Annotated in this window: 11 protein-coding genes; all 11 read right to left on the reverse strand. The window is 61.0% G+C overall.

Annotation, left to right across the window (positions count from 1 at the left end):
• Positions 1–172: 172 nt before the first annotated feature.
• Entirely contained in the window at positions 173–1,636 is a 1,464-nt protein-coding gene (nuoN, locus tag TU81_RS24365) for an NADH-quinone oxidoreductase subunit NuoN (protein WP_048396911.1), read from the reverse strand.
• Positions 1,637–1,643: 7 nt separating this feature from the next.
• Complete coding sequence (nuoM, locus tag TU81_RS24370) at positions 1,644–3,176, reverse strand: NADH-quinone oxidoreductase subunit M (protein WP_038982503.1); 1,533 nt, start codon at positions 3,174–3,176, stop codon at positions 1,644–1,646.
• Positions 3,177–3,215: 39 nt separating this feature from the next.
• A complete protein-coding gene (gene nuoL, locus TU81_RS24375; RefSeq protein WP_038982505.1) occupies positions 3,216–5,069 on the reverse strand; it encodes an NADH-quinone oxidoreductase subunit L in 1,854 nt (617 codons plus the stop codon).
• Entirely contained in the window at positions 5,066–5,374 is a 309-nt protein-coding gene (gene nuoK, locus TU81_RS24380) for an NADH-quinone oxidoreductase subunit NuoK (RefSeq protein ID WP_007940879.1), read from the reverse strand. The genes nuoL and nuoK overlap by 4 nt, the downstream gene beginning before the upstream one ends.
• A 2-nt stretch (positions 5,375–5,376) precedes the next feature.
• The gene (gene nuoJ, locus TU81_RS24385) at positions 5,377–5,880 is read right to left on the reverse strand and encodes an NADH-quinone oxidoreductase subunit J (protein ID WP_030130915.1); all 504 of its coding nucleotides are present in this window, start codon (positions 5,878–5,880) and stop codon (positions 5,377–5,379) included.
• Positions 5,881–5,889: 9 nt separating this feature from the next.
• Positions 5,890–6,435 (reverse strand): NADH-quinone oxidoreductase subunit NuoI, encoded by a 546-nt coding sequence (gene nuoI / locus TU81_RS24390; protein WP_197679435.1) that lies wholly within the window; start codon positions 6,433–6,435, stop codon positions 5,890–5,892.
• A 12-nt stretch (positions 6,436–6,447) separates the two neighbouring features.
• A complete protein-coding gene (gene nuoH / locus TU81_RS24395; RefSeq protein WP_038982509.1) occupies positions 6,448–7,455 on the reverse strand; it encodes an NADH-quinone oxidoreductase subunit NuoH in 1,008 nt (335 codons plus the stop codon).
• Positions 7,452–10,166 carry an NADH-quinone oxidoreductase subunit NuoG gene (nuoG, locus tag TU81_RS24400; protein WP_048396913.1) on the reverse strand — a complete coding sequence of 905 codons (2,715 nt, stop codon included), beginning with the start codon at positions 10,164–10,166 and terminating at the stop codon, positions 7,452–7,454. Before nuoG ends, nuoH begins: the two co-directional genes overlap by 4 nt.
• 136 nt (positions 10,167–10,302) lie before the next feature.
• Complete coding sequence (gene nuoF / locus TU81_RS24405) at positions 10,303–11,658, reverse strand: NADH-quinone oxidoreductase subunit NuoF (RefSeq protein WP_048396915.1); 1,356 nt, start codon at positions 11,656–11,658, stop codon at positions 10,303–10,305.
• Positions 11,655–12,152, reverse strand: coding sequence for an NADH-quinone oxidoreductase subunit NuoE (nuoE, locus tag TU81_RS24410; protein ID WP_038982511.1), 498 nt, complete (start codon positions 12,150–12,152; stop codon positions 11,655–11,657). The genes nuoF and nuoE overlap by 4 nt, the downstream gene beginning before the upstream one ends.
• Before the next feature lie 2 nt (positions 12,153–12,154).
• Positions 12,155–13,939, reverse strand: a complete 1,785-nt coding sequence (gene nuoC, locus TU81_RS24415; protein ID WP_048396917.1) for an NADH-quinone oxidoreductase subunit C/D — start codon at positions 13,937–13,939, stop codon at positions 12,155–12,157.
• Positions 13,940–13,977: the final 38 nt, after the last annotated feature.

The raw sequence follows: 13,977 nt of genomic DNA on the forward strand, positions 1-13,977 counted from the left end.
GGGGAGGGCGTTGAAGATCAAAAGATCGCAGCCTTCGGCAGTTCCTACAGGGTGCACGCCATCCCAATGTAGGAGCTGCCGAAGGCTGCGATCTTTTGATCTTGTCCCCAAAACGCAAAAACGGCACCCTGAAGGTGCCGTTTCTGTTTTCTGCCGAGTATCGATTAAGCGATCAACCCGTCAACCCCGTTTGCTGAACCAGGTTCAGCAGCGGCTGTGGATACAGGCCGAGGAAGAATGCCAGTACGGCAATTGCCAGCAGCATCACGCCGCCTGCACGTTGTTCCCAGTGCAGTTGCGCATCGTGGCGGCGCAGGTTCGGTTCCATCAGGTACAGGGTGACCATCACACGCAGGTAGTAGAAAACGCCGATGGCGCTGCCCAGTACCAGGGAGCCGACCAGCCACCATTGCTGCGACTCGACACCGGTGGCGATGATGTAGAACTTGCCGATGAAGCCCGCGGTCAGCGGGATACCGGCCAGCGACAGCATCATCACGGTCAGGACAGCGGTCAGGTACGGACGGCGCCAGAACAGGCCGCGGTATTCGTACAGGGCATCCGCGTCACGGCCGTTGTACGGCGAGGACATCAGGGTGATCACGCCGAATGCGCCGAGGCTGGTGATCACGTAAGTGACCAGGTACACGCCGATGGCTTCCAGGGCCAGACCCTTGCTCGCCACCAAGGCGATCAGCAGGTAGCCGAAGTGAGCGATGGACGAGTAACCCAGCAGACGCTTGAGGTTGCTTTGGGTCAGTGCCAGCAGGTTACCGAACAGGATCGACGCGATGGCGATGATGGTCAGCACGTCGCTCAGCACGCCACTGCTCGCCGCTGGCGAGATCTGGAACAGACGCACCATCACCGCGAATACAGCGACTTTCGACGCGGTGGCCAGGAACGCTGCCACCGGTGCCGGGGCACCTTCGTAAACGTCCGGGGTCCAGAGGTGGAACGGTACCAGCGACAACTTGAACGCCAGGCCGATCAGCATCATGCCCAGGCCCAGTTGAGCCAGAGAGCTTGGCAGACCGGTGGCCGCCAGGGCCTGACCGATGCCGTTGAAGCTCAGGCTGCCAGCGTCGGCGTAGAGCAGGGCCATGCCGAACAACAGGAACGCGGAACCGGCGGCCGACAGCACCATGTACTTGATACCGGCTTCCAGCGAGCGCTTGTTGAAGAAGGCATACGCCACCAGACCGTAAACCGGTACCGAGAGCAGTTCCAGACCGATGAACAAGCCGGCCAGGTGCTGCGCGCTGACCAGTACCAGGCCACCGGCGGCGGCCATCAGGATCAGCAGGTAAAGTTCTTCACGGTTGCCCGGGTAACCCGAACCGCCATCGCCGAGGTAGGCGTGGGCGAGAGTCACACAAGCGAGGGTGGCGACCAGGATCAGCGCCATGTACAAGCAAGCGAACGTGTCGATCTGCAGCAGTGGAGTCACGGCCAGCGGCGCGACTTTCAGGGCTGGCAGGATCGACAGCAGAGCCAGGTTCAGACCTGCCACCGACAGCAGGAAGGTCTGTGAGTGGTTGCGGCGCCATGCGATAGCCAGCATCACCACGATGATCGTGGCGCTGGTGATCAACAACGGCGCAAGCGCGATAAAGTGTTGAGTCGTGAATTCCATAGCGCTCTTACCGGGCCGAAGCGAGTTGAGTGAAGGCGGTGCCGAGCCACTGCTGCACGCCATGCATCGTCGCGGCAGAGGTATCGAGGAACGGTTGCGGGTACACGCCGATGTAGATCAGCAGCGCCGCAAGCCCGACCACCATGATCATTTCGCGACCGTCCATGCCATGCAGTACCGCGTCCGATTTGGCCGGGCCGAAGTACGCACGGTGGATCATGATCAGCGAGTAGACCGAACCGAACACCAGGCCCGACGTCGCGATGATGGTAACCACAGGCGCCGCGGGGAACGTGCCGAGCAGGATCAGGAACTCACCGACGAAGTTACCGGTACCCGGCAAGCCCAAGGAAGCTGCTGCGAAGAACAGGCTGAGGGCCGGCAGGTAAGCGATCTTCGACCACAGGCCACCCATTTCCCGCATGTCGCGGGTGTGGGTGCGTTCGTACAGCTGACCGGAGAGGATAAAGAGTGCTGCCGCCGACAGACCGTGCGCCAGCATCTGCATCACTGCGCCCTGCAGCGCCAGTTGGCTGCCGGAGTAGATGCCGATCAGCACGAAGCCCATGTGGGAAACGGACGAGAAGGCAATCAGACGCTTGATGTCGGTTTGCGCGAAGGCCAGGAACGCACCGTAGAAGATCCCGATCAGACCCAGGGTCATGGCGATCGGCGCGAACTCGGCCGAGGCGTTCGGGAACAGCGGCAGGGCGAAACGCAGCAGACCGTAAGCCGCTGTCTTCAGCAAGATACCGGCCAGGTCGACCGAACCCGCGGTTGGTGCCTGGGCGTGAGCGTCAGGCAACCAGGAGTGGAACGGTACGACCGGCAGCTTGACCGCGAAGGCGATGAAGAAACCGAGCATCAGGATGTACTCGGTGGTGAGCGACATCTTGGTCTTCAACAGGTCGGCGTAGTTGAAGGTAATCACGCCGGTGTCGTTGAAGTTGACCAGTACCAGCCCCAGGATCGCCACCAACATGATCAGGCCGGAAGCCTGGGTGAAGATGAAGAACTTGGTCGCCGCGTAGATCCGGGTTTTCTTGCCGTCCGAAGAACTGTGACCCCAGAGCGCGATGAGGAAGTACATCGGCACCAGCATCATTTCCCAGAAGAAGAAAAACATGAACAGGTCGAGGGCGAGGAACACGCCGACGACACCGCCCAGGATCCACATCAGGTTCAGGTGGAAGAAGCCAACGTGACGTTGAATCTCTTTCCACGAGCAGAGGACCGAGAGCACGCCCAACAGACCGGTCAGCATGATCATCAGCAGCGACAGGCCATCGAGGGCCAAGTGCACGCTGATGCCGAAGCGCTCGATCCAGATGTGCTTGAACTCACGCACCCAGGTCGGGTCGGCGCCAGGCGCCGGGGCAAATGAATAGTCACCGTTCGCCCACAGCCAGAGGCCGAGAGAGAGCAATAGGGACATGGTGATCAGCGCAATCCAGCGCGGGAGGGTAGCGCCGAAGCGCTCACCCATCCAGCACAGCAGGCCGCCGATGAAGGGGATCAGGATTAGCCAAGGCAGAATCATGACGGGCTCGTTTCCTTTCGCAAGTTCGCAAGGTTCATATCAGACCGCTACCAGCACGACGGCGCCGATTACCAGCACGGCACCAGCAGCCATCGAGGCGGCATACCAACGCAATTGACCGGTCTCGGTGCGGCTCAGGGCGGTGTGACCGCCTTTGGCCATACGCGGGATCAGACCGATAGTCTGGTCGAGCGGGTCTTTGCGCAGAATGTGGCTGATCGCAAGGTAAGGCTTGACGAACAGTTTGTCGTAGATCCAGTCGAAGCCCCAGGCAGCGAACCACCAGGCCGAAAGGAAGCGGCCGACGCCGCTGTTGGCGACGGCGGTGACGAAGCGACGCTTGCCGAGGAACAGCAGCGCGGCCAGCAGGATACCGGCCAGGGCGATGGCGCCCGAGGCGATTTCCAGACTGTGCTTGGCGTCGCCGCCGGCATGGCCGACGCTTTGTGGCAGTACACCGTGCAGCGGCGGAACGATCATCGCGCCAACGAACGTCGACAGTACGATCAGCACCGACAGTGGCAGCCAGTGAGCGATACCGTGACCGGCGTGCGCTTCGGTCTTCGCTTCACCGTGGAACGCGATGAAGATCAGGCGGAAGGTGTACAGCGAGGTCATGAAGGCACCGACCAGACCTGCATAAAGCAGACCCTGGTTACCGCTGGCGAACGCTTCCCAGAGGATTTCATCCTTGGAGTAGAAGCCCGCGGTCACCAGAGGCAAGGCCGCCAAGGCCGCGCCGCCGACGATGAAGCTGGCGTAGGCCAGTGGCAGTTTCTTCCACAGGCCGCCCATCTTGAAGATGTTCTGCTCGTGGTGGCAGGCAACGATCACCGCACCGGAGGCAAGGAACAACAGCGCCTTGAAGAAGGCGTGAGTCATCAGGTGGAAGATCGCGCCGTCCCACGCACCTACGCCCAAAGCCAGGAACATGTAGCCGATCTGACTCATGGTCGAGTAGGCGAGGATACGTTTGATGTCGGTCTGGACCAGTGCGGCAAAACCTGCCAGCACCAGCGTCACGCCACCCACAACGCCCACCAGGTGCAGGATGTCCGGCGCCAGGGCGAACAAGCCGTGAGTACGGGCTATCAGGTAGACACCGGCGGTTACCATGGTCGCGGCGTGGATCAGTGCCGAAACCGGAGTCGGGCCGGCCATCGCATCCGCCAGCCAGGTTTGCAGCGGCAGTTGCGCGGATTTACCGACAGCCCCGCCCAGCAGCATCAGGGTGGCCATGACCATCCAGAAGTCGCCAGCCTGGAATTTCTGCGGCGCCAGCACCAGCAGTTCCTGGATGTTCAGCGTGCCCAGTTGCGCGAACAGGATGAACAGGCCGATGGCCATGAACACGTCGCCGACGCGGGTCACGATGAAGGCTTTGAGTGCCGCGTTACCGTTGTTGCGGTTGCTGTAGTAGAAACCGATCAACAGGTACGAGCACAGGCCCACGCCTTCCCAGCCGAAGTACACGAACAGCAGGTTATCGGCCAGGACCAGGAACAGCATGCTGGCGATAAACAGGTTGGTGTAGGCGAAAAAGCGCGAGTAACCGGCTTCACCGCGCATGTACCAGGACGCGAACAGGTGGATCAGGAAGCCGACGCCGACGACCACACCGAGCATGGTCAGGGACAGACCATCCAGGTACAGCGCGAAGTTAGGCGTGAAGCCTTCCACCGCCATCCACTGCCACAACACCTGGGTGTAGTGACCGCCTTCAGGGGGCGCAACGTTGAACTGCCAGATGATGTAAGCAGTGACGATTGCCGACAGGCCAATGGAGCCGACGCCGATCAGCGCCGAAAGGTTTTCCGACCAGCGACCGCGTGAGAACGACAGCAGCAGGAAACCTATGAGAGGGAATACGAAAGTCAGATAGAGAAGGTTCATCCGCGCATCTCGCTGGCAGCGTCGATATCGAGAGTGTGGAAGCGGCGATACAGCTGCAACAGAATCGCCAGGCCAATACTGGCCTCGGCGGCTGCCAGGCTGATCACCAGGATGAACATGATCTGTCCATCCGGCTGCGCCCAGCGGCTACCGGCAACGATGAACGCCAAAGCGGAGGCATTCATCATGACCTCCAGGCTCATCAGCACGAAAAGAATGTTGCGCCGGACCATCAGGCCGACCAGACCGAGGCAGAACAGGATGCCGGCGACCGCCAGACCATGCTCCAAAGGGATAGCAGGCATCGTCATTGCTCCTTGGCTTCGTTGCGGCCCAAGTGGAACGCCGTGACGGCTGCGGCGAGCAGCAGCATCGAGGCAAGTTCGACCACCAGCAGATAAGGACCGAACAGGCTGATGCCCACGGCCTTGGCGTCTACGGTGGTGTGGCCGATGGCCTGACCGCTGGCGTCGCTGAACAGCACATACAGCAGTTCAGCCAGCAGCAGGGCGCCGAGTGCGACCGGGCCCAGCCAGATACCGGGTTTGAGCCAGACGCGCTCTTGCTGAACCGAGGCCGGGCCCAGGTTCAGCATCATCACCACGAACACGAACAGCACCATGATGGCGCCGGCGTAGGCGATCACTTCCAGTACACCGGCAAACGGTGCGCCGAGGGCGAAAAAGGTCATGGCCACGGCGATCAGCGAAATGATCAGGTAGAGCAGGGCGTGCACGGGGTTGGTGTTGGTGATCACGCGAAGCGTGGACACAACAGCGATACCCGATGCGAAATAGAAAGCGAATTCCATCTTTCTTCCTTAAGGCAGCAAGCTCTTCACGTTGATCGGCTGGGCTTCATTCTGCGCGGCGCCTTTTGGCTTACCGGCAATCGCCATACCTGCAACACGATAGAAGTTGTAATCAGGGTTTTTGCCGGGGCCGGAGATCAGCAGATCTTCTTTCTCGTACACCAGGTCCTGACGTTTGAACTCGGCCATCTCGAAATCCGGTGTCAGCTGGATCGCGGTGGTCGGGCAGGCTTCCTCGCAGAGGCCGCAGAAAATGCAGCGCGAGAAGTTGATACGGAAAAACTCCGGGTACCAGCGACCGTCGTCGGTTTCAGCTTTCTGCAGCGAGATGCAACCGACCGGGCACGCCACGGCGCACAGGTTGCAGGCTACACAGCGCTCTTCGCCGTCAGGGTCGCGGGTCAGCACGATACGTCCACGGAAGCGCGGCGGCAGGTACACGGCTTCTTCCGGATACTGCAGCGTGTCGCGCTTGCGGAAGGCGTGGCCGAAAATCATCACCAGGCTGCGAAGCTGGGTGAAGAAGCCATGCACGATGTCAAATATGTACTTCATGATTCTCTATCCTCACTGAGCCGCGACGGCGGGCGTGTTGAGCAACACGATCGCAGCGGTCACCAGCATGTTGACGAGGGTCAGCGGCAGGCAGAACTTCCAGCTGAAATCCATCACTTGGTCATACCGTGGGCGCGGAATCGAGGCGCGCAACAGGATGAAGAACATGATGAAGAACGCGGTTTTCAGTGCAAACCAGATGAACGGGATCTGCGGCAGAATGCCGAACGGGCCGTGCCAGCCACCGAAGAACAGGGTCACCAGCAGCGCCGAAATCAGCACGATGCCGATGTATTCACCGACGAAGAACATGCCCCACTTCATGCCGGCATATTCAATGTGGTAACCGTCGGCCAGTTCCTGTTCCGCTTCCGGCTGGTCGAACGGGTGACGGTGAGTCACCGCGACGCCAGCGATGAAGAAGGTCAGGAAACCAAAGATCTGCGGAATGACGAACCACAGGTTCTGCGCCTGGTATTCAACGATGTCGCGCATGTTGAACGAGCCAACCTGGATCACAATGCCCATCAGCGACAGGCCCATGAACACTTCGTACGACACGGTTTGTGCCGAGGCCCGCAAGCTGCCCAACAGGGCGAACTTGTTGTTACTCGACCAGCCGGCGAACAGCACCGCGTAGACCGACAGACCCGCCATGGCGAAGAAGAACAGGATGCCGATGTTGATGTCCGCCACGCCCCAGGTCGGGGTGATCGGGATGATCGCGAAGGCAATCAGCAAGGCGCTCATGGCCACGACCGGTGCCAACGTGAAGATCACTTTGTCGGCGAACGGCGGGGTCCAGTCTTCCTTGAAGAACATCTTGATCATGTCGGCAGCGATCTGGAACGCACCGAACGGGCCGACGCGGTTCGGACCGTAACGGTCCTGCCAGAGGGCGAGCAGACGACGCTCGACCCAGCTCAGCAGCGCGCCGCACACCACAACGGCGAGCAGAATCACGATGGCCTTGAGGACCGCGATGATTACGTCGATCACTTCAGGAGTGAACAAGGTCATAGCGCTGCCTCCTGCAGACCGTCAACGGATTTGCCAAAGATCGCGGGCGGAATGCCGGCGATACCGGCCGGCAATGCGATCAGACCGGCACCCAGCTCTTCGTTGATGCGCAGCGGCAGACGCAAGGTCTGGCCGGCCACGTTCAGGCTCAGCAGGGCACCGTCATTGACGCCCAGACGATCGGCTTCGGACTTGGCCAGCGACAGGTACGCAGCTGGAATGCGTTCTTGAACCGGCGCGGCTTTGGAAGAGTTCTCTTCGCTGCCGAACAGGTGGAAGAACGGCACGACCTGCCAGGTGCCCGGAGCCGGGTTGAACGCGCGCGGAACACTGGCGAACCAGTTCAGCGAATCACCGGTGCTTTCGATCAGGCGAGTGCCCGGGTCGCCAGCGCGGATGTGACCACCGACTTCGTCCTGGAACTTGTTCCAGGCTTGCGGCGAGTTCCAGCCCGGAGACCAGGCGAATGGCACTTGCTGACGCGGTTCGACCGAGCCTGAGTAACCTTCCATGGAGAACGAGAACGCGGTGTCGTTGTCCTGGGAAGTACGCGGTTCGTGCACGCTGATGTCGGCGCGCATGGCAGTCCGGCCGCTGTAACGCAGCGGTTCGCGAGCCAGTTTCAGGCCTTTGATGCGGAATGCGGCGGACGGTGCGGCGTCGACGATGCGCGCCAGTTGCGGTTTGCTCGCAGCAACGGCAGCGGTGACGTGGTCCAGTTGGGTCCAGTCGATCGGCTGGTTCAGCAGGGTCGAGCGCAGGGCATGCAGCCAGCGCCAGCCTTCGTGAACCAGAATGCTTGCGTCGAGGTAAGTCGGGTCGAAGACCTGGAAGAAACGCTGGGCGCGGGCTTCCTGGCTGACCAGCGTACCGTCGCCTTCAGCGAAGCTGGCAGCTGGCAGAACCAGGTGCGCGCGATCGCTGGTGGCGGTCTTCTGATGGTCTGCCACGATCACCACTTTCGCAGCGTTCAGGGCAGCATCGACCTTAGCTTTGTCGGTACGGGTGTAGAGATCGTTTTCCAGCACGACGATGGCGTCAGCCTTGCCGTCGATCACCGCTTGCAGGGCTGCATCGACCGAGTCACCACCAAGCATGGCCAGGCCGAGGCTGTTGGCCTCTGGCACGATCAGGCTGATGGAACCGTTCTTCTCGCGCAGCTTCAGGGCCTTCGCAATGTTTGCAGCAGCCTCAATCAGTGCCTTGGAACCCAGCGAGGTACCGGCAATGATCAATGGACGCTTGGCAGCGAGCAGGGCGTTGGCGATGCGCTGAGCCAGTTCGAGGGCTTCAGCGTCCAGGCCTTCAACGGCCGGCGCGCTGGCATCGAGGGCGTGAGCCACGGCGAAACCGATGCGGGCCAGGTCGTCGGGCGCTGCGTGAACGCATTCTTCAGCCACGTCGTCGAGCTTGGTTTCAGCCAGGCTGGCGATGAACAGCGGGTTCAGTGCGTCCTGACCGATGTTCTTCACCGCGGCATCGAGCCACGGCTGAACGCGCATGGCGTCGGCCATGTCTTCGGCTTTGCCCTTGACCGATTGACGCAGGGCCAAGGCCATGCGCGCAGCAGTCTGGGTCAGGTCTTCGCCGAGGACGAAAATCGCATCGTGATCTTCGATGTCGCGCATGTTCGGGATTGGCAGCGGGCTGTCTTTGAGCACCTGCATGACCAGACGAATGCGTTCCAGCTCCGAAGCTTCGATACCGGAGTAGAAATGCTCGGCGCCGACCAGTTCAAGCAACGCGTAGTTGCTTTCGAGGCTGGCGCGCGGCGAACCGATACCGACGATGTTGCGACCGCGCAGCAGGTCAGCGGCTTTATCCAGTGCTTCGTCGAGGCTCAGCTTGGCGCCATTGGCCAGCAGTGGCTGACGCGGGCGGTCTTCGCGGTTGACGTAGCCATAGCCGAAACGGCCACGGTCGCACAGGAAGTACTGGTTCACCGAACCGTTGAAACGGTTTTCGATGCGACGCAGTTCGCCGTAACGCTCGCCCGGGGAAATGTTGCAACCGCTGGAGCAGCCATGGCAGATGCTCGGCGAGAACTGCATGTCCCACTTACGGTTGTAGCGCTCGGAGTGAGTCTTGTCGGTGAACACACCGGTCGGGCAGACCTCGGTGAGGTTGCCGGAGAACTCGCTTTCGAGGGTGCCGTCTTCAACGCGACCGAAGTACACGTTGTCGTGGGCGCCGAATACGCCGAGGTCGGTGCCGCCGGCGTAGTCTTTATAGAAGCGCACGCAGCGATAGCAAGCGATGCAGCGGTTCATTTCGTGGGAAATGAACGGGCCCAGTTGCTGGTTCTGGTGGGTGCGCTTGGTGAAGCGGTAACGGCGCTCGTTGTGGCCGGTCATTACCGTCATGTCTTGCAGGTGGCAGTGACCGCCTTCTTCACAGACCGGGCAGTCGTGAGGGTGGTTGGTCATCAACCATTCAACAACACTGGCGCGGAAGGCCTTGGATTCTTCATCTTCGATGGAGATCCAGGTGCCGTCGGTGGCAGGGGTCATGCAGGACATGACGATACGACCACGGGTGTCGTTCTCGTCGGTGTACTGCTTGACCGCGCACTGGCGGCACGCGCCAACGCTGCCTAGGGCAGGGTGCCAGCAGAAATAAGGGATATCGAGGCCTAGCGACAGACATGCCTGTAACAGGTTGTCTGCCCCATCGACTTCGAGCTCTTTGCCGTCTACGTGGATAGTGGCCATGGTTCAAAGTTCTTCGTTGGCCCGGTGTCAGCGGGCGTGGCTAATGGAATCTTGTTATCCGTCCGAATCCAAACAGCCTCGAAAGGCGTCATCGGACGAAAAGCGAAGGGCACGGACCCTTCGCTTTTTTAAGCGTTTACGCGCCGACTACGATCGGCCTTGCCAGAGGCGGGACGACGGCGCTGGTAGGCGCGATGCCGGCTTCGAACTCATGGCGGAAGTATTTGATTGCGCTGCCCAACGGCTCCACGGCGCCCGGTGCGTGAGCACAGAAGGTCTTGCCTGGGCCGAGGAAACCGACCAGACCCAGCAGGGTCTCGATATCGCCGGCTTGCCCTTCACCGTTCTCGATCGCGCGCAGCAGCTTGACGCTCCACGGCAAACCGTCACGGCACGGGGTGCAGAAGCCGCAGGATTCGCGGGAGAAGAACTCTTCCATGTTGCGCAGCAAGGACACCATGTTGACGCTGTCGTCCACCGCCATGGCCAGGCCGGTACCCATACGGGTGCCCACTTTGGCGATGCCGCCGGCATACATTTGTGCGTCCAGGTGTTCCGGCAACAGGAAGCCGGTACCGGCGCCGCCTGGCTGCCAGCACTTGAGCTTGTAACCGTCGCGCATGCCGCCGGCGTAGTCTTCGAACAGCTCGCGACCGGTGACGCCGAACGGCAATTCCCACAGGCCAGGGTTCTTGACCTTGCCGGAGAAGCCCATGAGCTTGGTGCCCATGTCTTCGCTGCCTTCGCGGGCCAACGATTTGTACCAGTCCACGCCGTCGGCAATGATTGCCGGGACGTTGCACAGGGTTTCAACGTTGTTCACGCAAGTCGGCTTGCCCCACACGCCCACGGCGGCAGGGAAGGGCGGCTTGGAGCGCGGGTTGGCGCGGCGGCCTTCGAGGGAGTTGATCAGTGCGGTTTCTTCACCGCAGATGTAACGCCCGGCGCCCGTGTGGACGAACAGCTCGAAATCAAAACCCGAACCCAGGATGTTTTTACCCAGCAGGCCCGCTGCCTTGGCTTCTTCCACGGCACGGTTGAGGTGCTTGGCGGCGGTGGTGTATTCACCACGCAGGAAGATGTAGCCACGGTAGGTTTTCAGCGCGCGAGCACTGATCAGCATGCCTTCGATCAGCAGATGGGGCAGTTGCTCCATCAGCATGCGGTCTTTCCAGGTGTTCGGCTCCATTTCATCCGCGTTGCACAGCAGGTAGCGGATGTTGATGGATTCGTCCTTGGGCATCAGGCCCCACTTCACGCCCGTGGGGAAGCCTGCACCGCCGCGGCCCTTGAGGCCGGAGTCTTTCACGGTCTGGACGATGTCGTCCTGGGCCATGTCGGCGAAGGCCTTGCGCGCAGCCGCGTAACCGTTCTTGGCCTGGTACTCGTCGAGCCATACGGCTTCGCCGTCGTCACGCAGACGCCAGGTCAGCGGGTGAGTCTCGGCCGAACGCTTGATGCGGTTGGCAGGACCGAAGGAAGTCAGGCTCATACGTAGCCCTCGAGCAATTTGGCAACGCCGGCAGGCTGCACATCACCGAATGTATCGTCGTCGATCATCAACGCCGGCGCCTTGTCGCAGTTGCCGAGGCAGCAGACCGGCAGCAGGGTAAAACGACCGTCGGCGGTGGTCTGACCCAGGCCGATGCCCAGATTGCTCTGGATTTCGCTGACTACCGATTCATGGCCGCCGATGTAGCAGACCATGCTGTCGCAGACGCGAATGATGTGACGGCCGACCGGCTGACGGAAGATCTGGCTATAGAACGTCGCCACCCCTTCAACGTCGCTGGCCGGGATGCCGAGGATCTCGCCGATGGCGTAGAGCGCGCCGTCAGGCACCCAGCCACGTTCCTTCTGGACGATCTTCAGGGCTTCGATCGACGCCGCGCGCGGGTCTTCGTAGTGATGCAGCTCGTGCTCGATGGCCGAGCGCTCGGTTTCGCTCAGGGCGAAACGGTCTGTCTGGATAAGCGGGCTGTTCATGCTTAGCGGTCCACGTCGGCCATAACGAAATCGATACTACCCAGGTACGCGATCAAGTCCGCGACCATGCTGCCTTTGATCACCGAAGGGATCTGCTGCAGGTGCGGGAAGCTTGGAGTACGAATCCGGGTGCGGTAGCTCATGGTGCCGCCATCGCTCGTCAGGTAATAACTGTTGATGCCCTTGGTCGCTTCGATCATCTGGAAGGATTCGTTGGCCGGCATGACCGGGCCCCACGAAACTTGCAGGAAGTGCGTGATCAGGGTCTCGATGTGTTGCAGCGTGCGCTCTTTTGGTGGCGGCGTGGTCAGCGGGTGATCCGCCTTGTACGGGCCTTCCGGCATGTTGCGCATGCACTGCTCGATGATCTTGAGGCTCTGGCGCATTTCTTCGACGCGAACGATGCAACGGTCGTAGGCATCGCCATTGGCCGCCAGCGGCACTTCGAATTCGAAGTTCTCGTAACCGGAGTACGGGCGAGCTTTACGCAGGTCGAAATCGCAACCGGTCGAACGCAGGCCGGCACCGGTGACGCCCCATTCCAGGGCTTCTTTGGTGTTGTAGGCGGCGACGCCGATGGTCCGGCCACGCAGGATGCTGTTGTCCAGTGCGGCTTTCTGGTATTCGTCCAGACGCTTTGGCATCCACTCGACGAAATCCTTGACCAGTTTTTCCCAGCCGCGCGGCAGGTCGTGAGCGACGCCACCGATGCGGTACCAGGCCGGGTGCAGACGGAAACCGGTGATGGCTTCGATCACCGTGTACGCCTTCTGGCGGTCGGTGAAGGTGAAGAACACCGGGGTCATGGCGCCGACGTCCTGGATGTAAGTACCCAGGAACAGCAGGTGGCTGGTGATCCGGAAGAACTCGGCCATCATGATGCGGATGACGTCGACCTTCTCGGGCACCTTGATGCCGGCCAGTTTCTCGACCGAGAGCACGTACGGCAGGTTGTTCATCACGCCGCCGAGGTAGTCGATACGGTCGGTGTACGGAATGAAGCTGTGCCAGGACTGACGCTCGGCCATCTTCTCGGCACCACGGTGGTGGTAACCGACGTCCGGTACGCAGTCGACGATCTCTTCACCGTCCAGCTGCAGGATGATGCGGAACGCACCGTGCGCCGAAGGGTGGTTAGGGCCGAGGTTGAGGAACATGTAGTCCTCGTTCGCACCGGAGCGCTTCATGCCCCAGTCTTCAGGCTTGAAGCGCGCGGCTTCTTCCTCAAGTTGTTGCTTGGCCAGGGTCAGGCTGAACGGGTCGAACTCGGTGGCACGGGCGGGGAAGTCCTTGCGCAGCGGGTGACCTTCCCAGGTCGGCGGCATCATGATGCGGGTCAGGTGCGGGTGACCGGCAAAGTTGATGCCGTACATGTCCCACACTTCACGCTCGTACCAGTTGGCGTTGGGCCAGAGACCGGTAACGGTCGGCACGCTGAGGTCGCTCTCGGACAAGGCGACCTTGATCATTACGTCACTATTACGCTCGATCGACATCAAGTGATAAAACACAGTGAAGTCGGCGCCGCTTGGCAGCCCTTGACGCTTGGTGCGCAGACGCTCGTCCACGCCGTGCAGGTCATAGAGCATGACGTACGGCTTGGGCAGGTTGCGCAGGAAGGTCAGGACTTCGACGAGTTTGGCGCGGGCAACCCAAAGCACCGGCATGCCGGTGCGGGTCGGCTGGGCGGTGAACGCCTCCGGGCCAAAACGATTGTTCAGTTCGACGACCACATCCTGGTCGTCTGCCTTATAAGGCGGGATGTACAGAGCACTGCCTGTAGTCATGGTTATTTATCGCTTTCGGTCAACGTAAAGAATGAAGC

It is taken from the genome of Pseudomonas lini (assembly GCF_001042905.1).
Classification (GTDB): Bacteria; Pseudomonadota; Gammaproteobacteria; order Pseudomonadales; family Pseudomonadaceae; genus Aquipseudomonas; species Aquipseudomonas lini.